The following is a 13,374-nucleotide window of genomic DNA, read 5'->3' as shown; positions in this document are numbered from 1 at the left end:
GCATTGGCTCAGTTTATCATGCTGGTACGGCGTTAGGCGCTAGCGTTAGCTTGATTAAAGGTCAGCTAACGCACCACTAAAACGTAGCGCGTCACCAACACTTGCCAAGGCGCGTTCGTGGGCGCTTACCGAAAGCGGGCCTCGGCTACAGGCGACAATTACCCAAGGTCCCTGGGCTGACGAAATGCGCGAGGCAATACCCGCATCGCAGCTACGACGGTGCTGGGTACCGGTCTTATGGGCAAAATGAATGTCACTGCCCAACCCTTGTTTCAAGCGGCGCTCGCCAGAGGAGGTGCGGCTCATTACCGCCAGCAGCGTTTGGCGCTGCTCGGTATTCAAATCCGTCATACCCCCATGGTGAAGCGAGGCTAGCACATCCCCGAAGGTGCGCAACGTGCCTACGTTCTCACCCGTGGCTTCGTAAGCATCAAAGGCGCGGTCGTAGTCAGGTTGCTCGAAGGCATCTTGGCGCACGCTAAGGGCACGGGCTAACGCTACTGGACGCTGGCTAACACTGTGCTTGCGCAACGCCATAAAATCTAAACCACCTAAGTCTTGGGCATCTGGATGAAGCTGGCCGTACACACCTTGGCGTACGCCAACGAGCTTGCTAATCGGCCCTATATGACCGGGCCTTCCTCCGCTCGCGGCCACCATGGCCTTTGCCCGTGCATTCACTGCCTCAAGCCCTACACGGTCAATCAACATATCTGAGGCGGTGTTATCGCTAACGGTGATCATCTGTTCCAACAAATAACCAATAGAAATAGGCGTGCCAGGATCATGCCAGTTAACCGGTCCTGCACCATCCACATAGTCGCTGCGCGCCAGGGTAATTCGCTCATCAAGCGATAGCCTGCCAGCTTGGCGTTCGGCCAACACTTGGGCAGCCACCGGTACTTTTATCAGCGATGCCAAATACCATGGTTCATCGGCTTTCCAGGAATAGGCTTCACCACTGGCCAAATTCTGCACATACACGCCCAGCTGCCCACCAAACACCTCTTCGATGGCAGCCATGCGGGCGTTTAAGTCACCCTGCCAGCGGCTCTGTTTATCGACTTCATAATACCAATCTGCATGAACAGGCAGTGCTATTAACAGCGCTACTACCATGAGCCCGCGCTGTATCCAGTGTCGCAAATCGTCAACTCCCGTTAGTTTGCTCGCGCTTAGCGATGAGCCGCCATCCAGCGGGTCAACCAAATCCACAGCGCGGCACCGAGTATTAATAAGCCACCAATGCCAAGCGCCTGCGGATAGCTGTAGGCCCCCTCGCCTTCCAATAAAAAACGTAGTACTAGAAAAATCATCACGATATGGAAGATAAAGGCTTTGAGCGCATCACTACCGACGAGAGTGATCGGCAACAGTGCTTTCGCAGCGGTGGCGCCACCTGCTAAGGCAAGCCCAAGCAGCACCAGCGCGCCACCCACGCTAAACAGCATAAAGTTTATCCCTGGCGGGTGTTTCCCCACATTGCGTGCCACCGCCATCATCGCACCATGAACATCGCCCCCGGCGATGGCTATGCCATAAAAAGCGCCGACCATCAGCGCCCCCGACCCTACCAGCCAGAGAATTAAACGGCGGCGTAAGGTGGCATCGAAATAGCAGCGTAACAGCGCTTCGCCGATCAATAAGCCAGACAATATTAGTGGGGCGCGGCTAAGCTGTCCCCAGGCATAGTGCTCTTCATGGTCTACCAGAAACGCTTTTAAGAGCTCGTAGCCCCCAAAGGAAAAGCCTTGTAACCACGCTGAAAGCGCCGTTAATCCTGCGATGGTCGCCAAGCGTCCCCACAGTGGCGTTCGGGCCCACAGCGGCAATATTAATGGCACCCATAGCAAGGCAATGGCGTAAAAACCGAGAATCTCTACCCAGATAGCAAACCGCCCGTAGAGCAGCGTATCAACAATATCGCTAGGCGAGCTAAAGGATAGCATTTCGATAATAATCAGCGCTTTATACCAAAACCAAACCTCAATGGCCCTTACCCATAGTTTCAACCGCCGCTGGGGCCAATCATCACTTTGCGTGTGAGATAAGAAGGCCACCGCCAGCGCGATGCCGAACACTAAAATAAATAGTGAGGACGAGAACTTAGTCAAAAAGTGGATAGGCACCATGCCCCAGTCGGGCACATGACGCATGCCTACTAAACCGCTAACGGCATGACTGATAATCATCAGCCCAATGGCAATGCCACGCGCGAGATCAATCGCTTCGATTCGTCCTTGCGCTTTAGGAAGCTGTGGAACCTCCTTCCAGTTCAACACGTCGGCAACGTCCTTGTGGCTGGTGTTAGTAATAGAACTCTAACCATAGCCTATTCATTCCCTACGCCCTATTCTTACGCCCTATCCTCACGCCCTATGTGGCATCTTTTAACGCAAAAATGCCCCGCAACTGGCGAGGCATTTCATGGTTCATCCGTGAACCGGAATAGAAGTTAATCCTTTAGCAGTCATGGGTTACCAGCCGGAATCATCTTCCTCTTCAGTTTCCCATGTGTCTTGCTCTTCTTCTTCCTCTTCATAAGTGAATTCTTGCTCTTCCTCTTCGTACTCAGTAGTTACACCTTCATTAGTAGCGCCTTGCTCTTGATCAGAGTCGAAAGAATTGTAGGCGCCTTGCTCATCCTGGGTCGTTTCTTCCTGAGGAGCGGGCTCGTAATCATCGTTGCCTTCCATGCCAGCAAAGGCCAGCGGGCTAGCGATTAAACCAAACGATACGCCTAAAATGCCAAGTTTCTTGAGAGCTTCCTTTTTCATAGTCATGCCTCCTGGTATGGCTTCGCTTTCACTTTGGTTTTCGGTAATCAAAAAATTCGATCATTTGAAAACCTTGGTTAGTGGCAAGAACGTCATGTCTTCCTAACACTTCGTTCTTGCCCAATACATTGCAGCCGCCATACCAAGCCATGCCAATAAAATAAAAAACACCTTAAATACAGGGACTTGAACAGAAATAATGCGTACCAATCTAATGGCGCACCGATCTTTAATTAGCGATTTATTGTTTACCGCTGACACATGAGCCCTGTTGCATCATGACAAACGAGGTTTGGGGGATTAATACCCCATCACCCGAGGCAGCCACGTGGCAAGGCCAGGTATCGCGATCAACAATAAAATCGTGGCCAGAATAGGAAGCAAAAACGGCAACACCGCTTTGACAACCTGCCCATAGCGTAGTCGCGTAATGCCCACCATTAGAAACAGCACCGTGCCAAAGGGTGGCGTAATAACTCCCACTGAAAGCGTAATGACCATCACAATGCCGAAATGGACAGGGTCTAACCCCGCGCTTAGCGCAGCAGGCACCACAATGGGAGTGAAGATCAGAATGCTCTCGATGACCGACATGAAACAGCCGATAAGCAGGAAAAACAGCGCAAAGCAGAGCAGCAACGCAATCGTCGGCATATCGATGCTGGCCACCTGTCCCGCCAACGCTTGTGGAATGCCCATACGCACCAAAATCCAGCCGTAAAAACTGGATACCGCAATAATCAGCAGAATCACGGCGCTGAACATAAGGGTACGTTGGAAAGCATTAAACAAGTCGCGCAGGCTTAAGTCACGGTAGATCAGGCCGCCTAAAACAACCGCATAGAGCGAGGCAATGGCACCCGCTTCCGTTGGCGTAAAGAAGCCCCCCCAAATACCACCGACAATAATGGCGGGCATCATCAAGGGCAGAATAGCGCGCTTGCCGGTTCGGACGACCTCGCAGGCATCAAACGGCGTAGGCTTAGGCATCACTACTTTGCCTGTTGCCCCGAGCATTACCGTCATTCCCATCAGCAATAATGCCATCAAAATGCCGGGCAGTAGCCCCGCCATAAACAGCCCGCCGATACTCACGTTGGCCAACCAGCCATACACTACTAGCGCAATACTGGGCGGCAGAATCGGCCCAATCACGCTAGAGGCGGCGGTAATTCCAGTGGCGTAACCCAAATCATAGCCACGCTCTTTCATGGCTTTAATTTCAATGCTGCCAAGACCCGCCGCGTCAGCCACTGCCGTACCTGACATGGTGGCAAAAATAGAGCTGGCCACTACGTTAGCGTGACCAAGACCACCTTTGGTAAAGCCTACTAATGCCGTGGCGAAGTCAAAAATACGCGTGGTTGTTGAGCCAATATTCATAATATTGGCAGCCAGAATAAACAGCGGAATGGCCAACAACGTAAAGTTATTGAGCGTTTGCACCATCCGCAGTGGCAGTAACTCAACGGGCAACCCTCCGGTGCCGGTGAATACCAACGCTATAAATGAAGTAACACCGATAGCAACCACGACAGGCAACCCGATAGCCATTAGCACCAACAGGCCGCCAACGAAAATTAGTAATTCAGTCATGGTGCCGTCACCTCTTCTTCGCGGGGTGCTTCAAGCCAGAAAACCGGGCCGCGCAGCGTTTTCCAAAGGGCGATGACCGCCATGCTTGCGAAGCTAAAGAAGATACCGTAGTAGAGGTAGCTGAAACTGATACTTAACGAAACGGTTTTATTGTTGGCGCTCATATCCGACATAATCCACGCGCCCCATGCCGCGAGCAGAAAAAAGCCGCAAGAGATCAGCGAAGTAAGGCGATACTGACTATTTTTACCTAAGCTAGAAAGTTTGTGGCTGAACAGGTCAACCACTAAATGCTCGCTGCGTACCCACGCAGAGATAGACCCAAAGCCAATGGCATAAATGGCCAGCAGTGACGCAACTTCTTCTGTCCAGGGCATCCCCAACCCAAGTAAGTCACGGGCTACCACTGCAGACACAATGAGCAGTAATATCGCGGCCATTAACGTCACCCCCACCCCATCGCAAAGACGGGTGGTGTAACGCAACACATAAAAAGCGATTCTATCCGGCCCGTTTCTGGGCGGCATAGCTGAATCCACGGGAACGCTCCTGAGGCTTAATAAGGCTTAAATAGGTATCTTTTAAAACTACAACGACGGCCCGATAGGCCGCCGTTGTTCATTTAGCACAGGCAATTACTGACTTTCATTACCTAACGCATCTTCACGCACGCCATCAGCCATATCGGCCATGACACGATCAATCGCAGGCAACGCTGCTTCGCGGAAAGGTGCCACATCCGGCTCAATGATGGTCATCCCTTCATCCTGCAGCGCTTCTAGATAGAACTCGTCAAGTTCACGCTCTTGCTCTGAACCGTATTGACGAGCTACGTCGATCGCCTCTTCGATCAATGCCTGATCATCGGCTTCTAAGCCATCCCACCAGCGTGAACTGGCTACCCAGCTCCACGGAAACTGCACGTGGCTGGTCATAATGATGTGATCCTGTACTTCCCACAGGCGGCGGGTATAGGGCGAGGAGAGCGAGTTTTCATGGCCATCGACTTGACCTGTTTGCATGGCCAAGTAAATTTCCGGCGCGGGAACGTTCACTACCTGGGCGCCGATCTCTTCCCACACCTCAAGCCACACGGGGAGCGATGGCAGACGCAAACGGAAGCCGTCTAAGTCTTCAGGGCTGTTGATTGCCTTGTTGGCGGTCATATGGCGTGGGCCACGGTGCTGCAAACCAAAATACTTAAGCCCGCCTTGGTTCTCAGCCTGATCAATCAATGCCTGGCCAGAAGGGCTTTCCATATAGGCGTCGACTTCGTCCCAGGTTGAAAAAACAAACGGCACGGTAATAGCGTCATACTCTGGCGCATACTGCTGGCGCCAATTGCCGCCAGTGATAGAAATCTGGGTTTGACCTAAGTTGAGCAGTTCCAGCACCGCGTTTTCACCGCCGAGTGAACCTGCTAGAAAAGGACGCACCTCAAAACGGCCTGGAGCCTGCTCTTCTAGATATTCGGCAAAGCGCTCGACTGCTGCGCTTTCGGAGCCGCCTTCGCTCATGGTGTTGTTAACTTGAATTTCGATCGGGTTTGCCAAGGCAAAGGGGGCCGCCGTTAGCATACCCAGGGTGGCCAGCGTGGTAAGCAATGTTGTCCGCATAGGATGACTCTCTACGGTTGTCGTTATTGGATGTGGTTATGGTTATTAAGCGTGATACCTATCACAGCATTTTTGCTGTTTGATTGATCTTGAAACAAGCAGCCAAGCGGCTCAAATCGACGTTTATGAAGGCTGACTTCGTCAAATACGATGGCTAGAAACGCCGCTATAGCGCGCTAAACTACGCACCCTATTATCAGCGTACGACCAAAGATGAATACCTGCTGCCCCCTTAGGCTATCTCAATGGCGCTTGTCTGCTGTTTTTAGCCGCGGCTTCAACCGCCATTTTCGCCAGGAGCTTTCATCATGCACGAAGTCGCCCCCGTCGTGTTTATTACCGGCGCCACTTCTGGAATCGGCCTTGCTTGTGCCCACCGTTTTGCCCAAGCGGGCTGGTCACTGGTGTTAACAGGACGGCGTCAAACTCGCTTAGAGACGCTCTATAACTCACTGAAAAACAGCGTACCTGTGCACATCGCTCAATTGGATGTCAGTAACCCACAAGACGTTGCCAACGTGGTTGCGGCGTTGCCAGGACGCTTTCAGCAGGTGCATACACTGATCAATAGTGCAGGGCTAGCGCTGGGTAAGGGGCCAGCTCAAAACGCTGAGCTGGATGACTGGCATCGCATGATTGATACCAACGTAAAAGGGTTAGTGACTGTCACGCGCCACCTATTGCCAAAGCTCATCGCCGCTGGCCCTGGCTCAACGGTCATTAACCTGGGTTCTATCGCCGCTCATACGCCTTACCCTGGTGGGCATGTGTATGGCGCCACCAAAGCCTTTGTAGAACAATTTAGCTATAACCTGCGCTGCGACGTTGGCCCCCAGGGCGTTAGAGTGACCGACCTCGCCCCGGGGATGACAGCGAGTGAATTTACGCTGGTTCGCATGAAAGGTGACCACCAGGTAGCCGATAGCTACTACGCAGGAGCGAAACCACTTCAGCCTGAGGATATCGCCGACCAAGCGTTCCATGTAGCCTCACTTCCGCCGCATATCAATATCACGCGCTTAGAGGTGATGCCGCTTTGTCAGCAGTGGTCGGCCCCTTCGATACTGCGGGATTAAGCGCCGATTTGATGAGCTTTATAACGCTGAATGCTTTTCTGCGGTCAGCAGGTCCACCATGTGCCTTGCCGTAACAGGAAGCGTCGCGTAGCGGCGCACGCCAATCACAAGCTCCCGTTGAGCCCAGGCGTCGCTCAACGGGATGCTTTTAAGCTGCAGATCACCTAGCTCGCGGTAGATCGTTTGCTCTGGTAGCACACCGACCCCCATGCCATGGTGAATCATGCGGCAAATAGCATCAAAACTACGTACCTGAATGCGCATTCGCAGCGCTCTTCCCGATAGATTAGCCTGCTCAAGCAATAGCGCTTGCAGTGACGCATCTTGCTGCAAACCGATAAAGTCGAAAGCGAGCGCTTCATTGAAGGCAATACTGCTTCGCTCCGCTAACGGGTGTTTATCAGGCGTTACTAGCACTAAGCGATCACGCCGATACGGAATTATTTGTAAGTCTGGCGCAGCCACATGCCCAGCAAAAATGCCGATATCGGTTAAGCCATCCCTTACAGCGGCAATAATTTCATTACTAACCCGCTCTTGCAGGTCGATTTTGATTTCAGGGTAGTGGCGAGAGAACGCGCTGAGATCTTGGGGAAGAAACGCGATGATCGCCGAGGTGTTGGAATGAATACGCACATGCCCACGCACGCCTTCACCATATTCGCTAAGCTCTGCCTGTAAGCGTTCAACGTTGTCGAGTATGCGCCGCGCATGATGTAAAAACGCATGCCCTGCTGGGGTTAGCTCCACGCCACGGGGCTTACGGTAAAGTAGCGTTGCTCCGACCAAGCTTTCAAGATCGCTCATTCGCTTGCTAACGGCGGCAAGGGCTAGGTGTTCGCGTTCGGCAGCCGCGGTCAAGCGGCCTTCGTCTGCAACAGAGATAAACAGCTTGAGCGTAAAAAAATCAAAGCGGCGCAACTCGGCAAACTCCTGAAAAGTAACCTGACTATGCTAGCGCATACCTTCGCCAGTCACGAAACCTTTGTTACCCATTGCCTAATTGTCGCGCCTAAGCGGCTCACGCATGCTGGTAGACAACAATATTAACGACACGACCAGGAGAGCCTTAATGCACGCTCCCGAAGCTCGCCAGCTTCCTTTAGAAGGCCTGAAAGTCCTTGAACTTGGGCAACTCATTGCAGGCCCTTTTGCGACCAAGCTGTTAGGCGAATTTGGTGCCGATGTGATTAAAATTGAGCCGCCCGGCACCGGCGACCCCCTTCGCAAATGGCGAATGCTTGAGGAAGGCACCTCTCTTTGGTGGCACGTACAGAGCCGTAACAAACGCTCGGTGGCGCTGGACTTGCGCAGTGAAGAGGGTCAAGCGCTGGTGCGCGAACTCGCTACCGAGGCTGATGTGGTGGTGGAAAACTTCCGCCCAGGCACATTAGATAACTGGGGGCTGGGCTGGGAAGCGCTCTCAAAACTCAACCCACGATTAATCATGGTGCATATTTCCGGCTACGGACAAACGGGGCCTTACCGCGACAAACCCGGCTTTGGGGTAGTGGGAGAAGCCATGGGCGGGTTGCGTTATCTCACCGGCCAGCCGGGAGAGCCTTCGGTACGCGTAGGGGTGAGCATTGGTGATTCGCTGTCCGCGCTTTACGCTGTCATTGGCACCTTGCTGGCACTGCAAGAGCGCAACCGCAGCGGCCTGGGGCAAGAGATCGACGTGGCGCTGTATGAGTCGGTATTTGCCATGATGGAGAGCCTACTGCCGGAATTCGATGCCAGCGGCCAGGTGCGCGAACCTAGCGGCAGCGCCCTCCCCGGCATTACGCCTTCTAACGCCTACCGCTGCCAGGGCGGCGATTACGTACTGATTGCCGGTAACGGCGACAGCATTTTTAAACGCCTGATGGGCGTGATTGGCCGTGATGATCTGGCCAACGACCCCGCACTAGCCCACAACGATGGCCGCAGCCAGCAGGCTGAAATGATCGACGCAGCGATTCAAGCGTGGTCTGAAGAGCGCCCAAGAGAGGCGATTCTTAAAGCGCTGGATGAGGCACGTGTGCCAGCAGGCTATCCGTACACCGCCGAAGATATTGCCTTTGACCCCCATTACTTGGCGCGGGAAATGATTCAAACCTTCACCCGCCCCAACGGCAAACCATTAAAAGTACCCGGTGTACTGCCTAAACTTAGCGCTACCCCAGGGCGACTCGGCGATGGCGGTCCGGCGCTTGGCCAGCATACCGATGACGTGTTGGATGAGCTGGGCATTGACCAGGAAACCCGTGCCAAGCTGCGTCAAGCGGGCATTATCTAAGGAGAGCGCTATGCATAATTCCACGAGCCAACCCGTGCTCTGTCCCACAGCACCTTGTCCTACAAAAATAGAAATTAATGAAGTCGCCCCGCGTGACGGCCTGCAGATTGAAGCGCGCTTTGTCCCCACAGACGATAAGATCCGCTGGATCGACGCACTCTCCACCACCGGCCTGCGGCGCATCGAGGCCACCTCGTTTACGTCCCCCAAAGCGATTCCTAATCTGCGCGATGCTGCGGATGTTGTCACTGGTATTCAGCGCCGGGCAGGCGTCGATATCAGCGTATTAGTGCCTAACCTTAAGGGCATGGAGCGCGCGCTTGCCTGCCAGGTGGATGAGATTAATTTAGTGATGTCGGCAAGCGATAGCCATGGCCTGGCGAACCTGCGCATGACACCTGAGCAGTCGCTTGAGCAATTTGCCGCGATTGTGGAGGCCTGCCAAGGCAGCGACGTATTTATCAACGCCTCGCTTTCGACCGCCTTTGGCTGCCCGTTTGAAGGCGAGGTGCCTGAAACGCGGGTGCTTACGCTGGTGGAACAACTGATCGCGCGGGGCATTCAAGGCGTCACGCTATGCGACACCACGGGCATGGCCAACCCAGCCCAGGTGAGGCGCCTGTGCGACGCCGTGCTTGAGCGATGGCCGGAAACACCGTTCACGCTGCACTTTCACAACACGCGTGGCATGGGCTTAGCCAACGCGCTGGCGGCGTGGCAGGCAGGCATTAACCGCTTTGATGCGTCGTTAGGCGGGCTGGGGGGCTGCCCTTTTGCCCCAGGCGCTAGCGGTAATGTATGTACCGAAGACTTAGTACATATGTTTGCAGCGATGGGGGTCGATACGGGCGTCGATCTAGATGCGCTACTTGACGTTGCCACCACCCTGCCGACACTTATCGGCCACGACGTGCCCGGACAAGTGGTAAAAGCCGGGAAGTCATCCCGGCGTTATGCTATGCCCGAGCGTTAGTCTTACGCTGGCCCAATCACATGCTTCACTTCCAGGTAGGCACTTAGCCCCCAGGGGCCAAGTTCACGCCCAATGCCGCTACGCTTGAAGCCGCCCCAGGCGGTTTCAGGCAACACCAGCTGCGCGCTGTTGTACCAAATACTACCGGCTTTTAGCTGGCGACCAATGCGCTTTGCCCGCTCAGGATCACCGCTAATCACCGTCGCAGCTAATCCATAAGCGCTATCGTTGGCGAGTTTAATCGCCTCTGTTTCGCTGGTAATGCTGCGTGCGCAGAGCACTGGGCCAAAAATCTCCTCTTGCCACAAGCGGCTTTCCAGCGGCACATCACGGTAAAGCGTCGGCGCTAAAAAGTAGCCCTGCGTGGGTAACGTGCGATGGGTAATATCGCGCACTGCCGTTAGGCCTTCTTGCGCTGCTAAGTCTAAATAGCGTTGTACCGCATCGCGCTGCTTAGCGCTGGTCAACGGTCCTAAGTCGGTACCTTCGGCGAGTGGGTCGCCCAGGGTTAGCGCATCCATCCGCTCAGCTAGGGCGGTGTAGAGTGCTTCTGCTACGTTTTCATGTACCAGTAAACGCGAAGTCGCTGAACAGATTTGCCCGGCATTGAAGTAGATACCCGCCATTACCCAGTCGGCGGCTTGGGCTGGGTCGGCGTCTTCCATTACCAGGATCGGCGATTTTCCACCTAGCTCTAGGGAGACACTGGCAGTGCGAACGGCAGCAGCTTGCATGACGGCTTCGCCGACTCGGTTACTGCCCGTAAAAGAGATTTTATCCACACCTGGGTGATTGGTTAGCGGTGCGCCAATGCCCTCGCCATCGCCGTTAAGCAGGTTCAGTACACCGGTTGGCAGACCAATTTCCAGGGCAATTTCTGCCAGTGCCAACTCGGGGAGCGGCGTCACCTCTGACGGTTTGAGCACTGCGGTGCAGCCTGCCGCCAACGCGGGCGCCAGCTTCCAGGCGCTTGTCACCAGCGGGAAGTTCCAGGGGGCAATCAACCCCACGACGCCCACAGGGTCATGATACGTACGCGCCTCAACGCCCTCCATTTCCACACTAACCAACTCGCCTTGGCGGGCATCCAGTGCTTTGGCCTGCTTAGCGTAATAGCGATAACAGGCAATCGCGTCGTCCAGGTCGATGCCTGCTTCAGCTAGCGGTTTGCCGTTATTAGTGGCTGACAGAGTGATTAGCGCTTCTCGGCGGGCCTCCAACGCATCGGCAAAGCTATCTAGGTACTTTGCACGCGCAGCTCCACCCAGCGCTTGCCAAGCAGGTTGTGCTTGCTGAGCGGCTTTAACGGCAGCGTCGACATCTGCCGCGTCCCCCGCCGTGACCTGAGCAATACGCGCTTCGCGATAAGGATTCATCACATCGAGCATGCGCGTGCCTGCTGAGGCAGCCCATTGGTTGTTGATGAACTGCTGATTGATAACTTGCTGGTTGGGTACTTGATGTTCTGTTCGCGACGTCTTAGACACTAGTGCGGCTCCTCTAAAGGTCGTGTTGGCGAAGCCAATCATCGATAAGGTAGGTTAGATGCTGGCCGCTAAAGCTGGGGAAATGACCACCGTGCACTAGGCGAACAGGTAACTTACGCAGCCTGCGCATACTGGCGGCATAGTCGGAAAGATCGCTGTGCCATAGATCTTCGATTAGCGGCCCATCGTAAATCAGATCCCCTGAAATCAGCGTTTGAGTTGCTGCTTCCCATAGGGCGATGCCTCCAGGGGAGTGCCCTGGCGTATGAATCACTTCCCACTGGCGGTTTCCTAAATCCAACATCTCGCCATCCTCTAACGGGCATACCTGCTGGGGTGCAGTAATACGATAGCGCGCGTGAGAGTACGGTTTGGCGGGTAGCGCCTCGAACATGTCATCACTAAGGAATTGGTTTGCCAAGGTGCTTGCATTGTCAGGCGATGCAAGAACTTCTGCCTCGGCGGCATGCACATGACAACAGCAAAACTCATGGGCGGCCCCGATATGATCAAAGTGCGTATGGCTTGCCACTGCCAAAAGGTCGCGCTCGCTAAGCAGTGCTACGTGCTGACGCAATGGCACTGCCCCTAGCCCGAAATCCACTACCATGCCTCGCTCACTGCCCTGCACGTGCCAAATATTGCAGCGATAAAACGGCTTGATCCACGGCTCATCTATGAGGGTGATACCGTCCGCCTTAGGGGTGGTTCGGTACCATTGCAGAGCATCTGCTTTAGGTAATTTGAAACCACTCATGCTTGAGCTCTTGGCAATTGCCGCAAATCCTTAATGTAATTCTGATGGTTTCGACTCAGATCAATTTTCCTAAGATCGATATCAACCACTAAATTACCTACTTCAGTACCCAGAAGACCAAGAACCTCTCCATCAGGTCCGGCTACAAGGCTATTCCCACAATAATGCAACTCATCTTCCACACCCGAGCGATTGATACAAGCGACGAAGCACTGATTATCCATTGCCCTAGCACGAATTTGTAACTGCTGGCGATCGGCGTTTGGCACCATATTGGCGGTGGGAGACAAGATAATTTTAGCCCCACGTTGAGCAAGTGCACGACTAATTTCAGGAAATTCGTTGTCATAACAAATCATTAGCCCAACACACCCAAGCCGTGTATTGACTACACAAATATCCTCCCCTGCAATAAAATACTGATGTTCTTTATCCCACAGCTGTCGCTTGTGATAAGTAGCCAAACGCTGGCCTTTATCATCAAAGAGCATTGCCGCATTGGCAATCCGGTGGTCGTCTATTCGCTCTGCTAGACCAAATAACAAGTGCAATCGATATTTCTTGGCTAGTGCTGAAACACTCTTCACGATTTGGCCATTTTCAAACTCAGCCAATTGATGTAGCTGACTAAAAACATTGTATCCAGAAAAAGCCAGCTCTGGCAGCGCAAGCAGGTCAACACCTGCTTGCTGCGCTTGCTGGCACAGGCGTTCAAGCTCGCTTACGTTATCTGCAATTTCACCTCGAACAGGATTTGTCTGGGCCAGCATTAATCGCATGAGGGTATTACTCCTAAATAATAAATAACAAATAA

The 13,374-nt window shown here is 53.7% G+C and carries 13 protein-coding genes; 3 read left to right on the top strand and 10 right to left on the bottom strand.

The window, feature by feature from the left end; all coding sequences use genetic code 11:
- Nucleotides 1-54 precede the first annotated feature (54 nt).
- The 6 genes from K7H08_RS11740 to K7H08_RS11715 all read right to left on the bottom strand — a co-directional run bounded on the left by K7H08_RS11740 (nucleotide 55) and on the right by K7H08_RS11715 (nucleotide 5,989).
- The gene (locus K7H08_RS11740; RefSeq protein ID WP_231658086.1) at nucleotides 55-1,119 is read right to left on the bottom strand and encodes a serine hydrolase; all 1,065 of its coding nucleotides are present in this window, start codon (nucleotides 1,117-1,119) and stop codon (nucleotides 55-57) included.
- 56 nt (nucleotides 1,120-1,175) lie between these two features.
- Nucleotides 1,176-2,282, bottom strand: coding sequence for a heparan-alpha-glucosaminide N-acetyltransferase domain-containing protein (locus K7H08_RS11735; RefSeq protein WP_231658037.1), 1,107 nt, complete (start codon nucleotides 2,280-2,282; stop codon nucleotides 1,176-1,178).
- Nucleotides 2,283-2,477: 195 nt separating this feature from the next.
- A complete protein-coding gene (locus K7H08_RS11730) occupies nucleotides 2,478-2,777 on the bottom strand; it encodes a hypothetical protein (RefSeq protein ID WP_095603728.1) in 300 nt (99 codons plus the stop codon).
- Nucleotides 2,778-3,077: 300 nt separating this feature from the next.
- Nucleotides 3,078-4,373: a TRAP transporter large permease gene (locus K7H08_RS11725; protein ID WP_120386299.1), complete on the bottom strand. Its 1,296-nt coding sequence runs from the start codon at nucleotides 4,371-4,373 to the stop codon at nucleotides 3,078-3,080.
- Entirely contained in the window at nucleotides 4,370-4,900 is a 531-nt protein-coding gene (locus K7H08_RS11720) for a TRAP transporter small permease (protein WP_269438888.1), read from the bottom strand. Before K7H08_RS11720 ends, K7H08_RS11725 begins: the two co-directional genes overlap by 4 nt.
- 108 nt (nucleotides 4,901-5,008) lie before the next feature.
- Nucleotides 5,009-5,989, bottom strand: coding sequence for a TRAP transporter substrate-binding protein (locus K7H08_RS11715; RefSeq protein WP_198349477.1), 981 nt, complete (start codon nucleotides 5,987-5,989; stop codon nucleotides 5,009-5,011).
- A gap of 308 nt (nucleotides 5,990-6,297) precedes the next feature.
- Here K7H08_RS11715 and K7H08_RS11710 point away from each other — a divergent pair, with 308 nt between their 5' ends.
- Nucleotides 6,298-7,065, top strand: a complete 768-nt coding sequence (locus tag K7H08_RS11710; RefSeq protein WP_231658034.1) for an SDR family NAD(P)-dependent oxidoreductase — start codon at nucleotides 6,298-6,300, stop codon at nucleotides 7,063-7,065.
- A gap of 18 nt (nucleotides 7,066-7,083) precedes the next feature.
- Here the strand turns inward: K7H08_RS11710 and K7H08_RS11705 are convergent, their stop codons facing one another.
- Nucleotides 7,084-7,986 carry a LysR family transcriptional regulator gene (locus K7H08_RS11705; RefSeq protein WP_038478477.1) on the bottom strand — a complete coding sequence of 301 codons (903 nt, stop codon included), beginning with the start codon at nucleotides 7,984-7,986 and terminating at the stop codon, nucleotides 7,084-7,086.
- A gap of 151 nt (nucleotides 7,987-8,137) precedes the next feature.
- Between K7H08_RS11705 and K7H08_RS11700 the strand changes: the two genes are divergently transcribed.
- Both K7H08_RS11700 and K7H08_RS11695 read left to right on the top strand, forming a co-directional pair.
- Nucleotides 8,138-9,343, top strand: coding sequence for a CaiB/BaiF CoA transferase family protein (locus K7H08_RS11700; RefSeq protein WP_231658033.1), 1,206 nt, complete (start codon nucleotides 8,138-8,140; stop codon nucleotides 9,341-9,343).
- A gap of 10 nt (nucleotides 9,344-9,353) precedes the next feature.
- On the top strand, nucleotides 9,354-10,316 hold the full coding sequence (locus tag K7H08_RS11695; protein ID WP_231658032.1) for a hydroxymethylglutaryl-CoA lyase: 963 nt from the start codon (nucleotides 9,354-9,356) through the stop codon (nucleotides 10,314-10,316).
- A 2-nt stretch (nucleotides 10,317-10,318) separates the two neighbouring features.
- On the opposite strand, the gene K7H08_RS11690 is transcribed toward K7H08_RS11695, so the two are convergent.
- From K7H08_RS11690 to K7H08_RS11680, 3 genes are read right to left on the bottom strand one after another with little or no spacing between them, the layout of a single operon-like run.
- Nucleotides 10,319-11,803: an aldehyde dehydrogenase family protein gene (locus K7H08_RS11690; RefSeq protein WP_331460286.1), complete on the bottom strand. Its 1,485-nt coding sequence runs from the start codon at nucleotides 11,801-11,803 to the stop codon at nucleotides 10,319-10,321.
- A gap of 13 nt (nucleotides 11,804-11,816) precedes the next feature.
- A complete protein-coding gene (locus K7H08_RS11685) occupies nucleotides 11,817-12,560 on the bottom strand; it encodes an MBL fold metallo-hydrolase (RefSeq protein ID WP_231658031.1) in 744 nt (247 codons plus the stop codon).
- Complete coding sequence (locus K7H08_RS11680) at nucleotides 12,557-13,339, bottom strand: carbon-nitrogen hydrolase family protein (protein ID WP_231658030.1); 783 nt, start codon at nucleotides 13,337-13,339, stop codon at nucleotides 12,557-12,559. Before K7H08_RS11680 ends, K7H08_RS11685 begins: the two co-directional genes overlap by 4 nt.
- Nucleotides 13,340-13,374 lie beyond the last annotated feature (35 nt).

The sequence above is a fragment of the Halomonas sp. IOP_6 genome (assembly GCF_021151565.1).
Lineage (GTDB): Bacteria > Pseudomonadota > Gammaproteobacteria > Pseudomonadales > Halomonadaceae > Vreelandella > Vreelandella alkaliphila.
The sequence above is the reverse complement of the archived record's forward strand: the minus strand, read 5'-3'. Positions and strand labels throughout refer to the sequence as shown.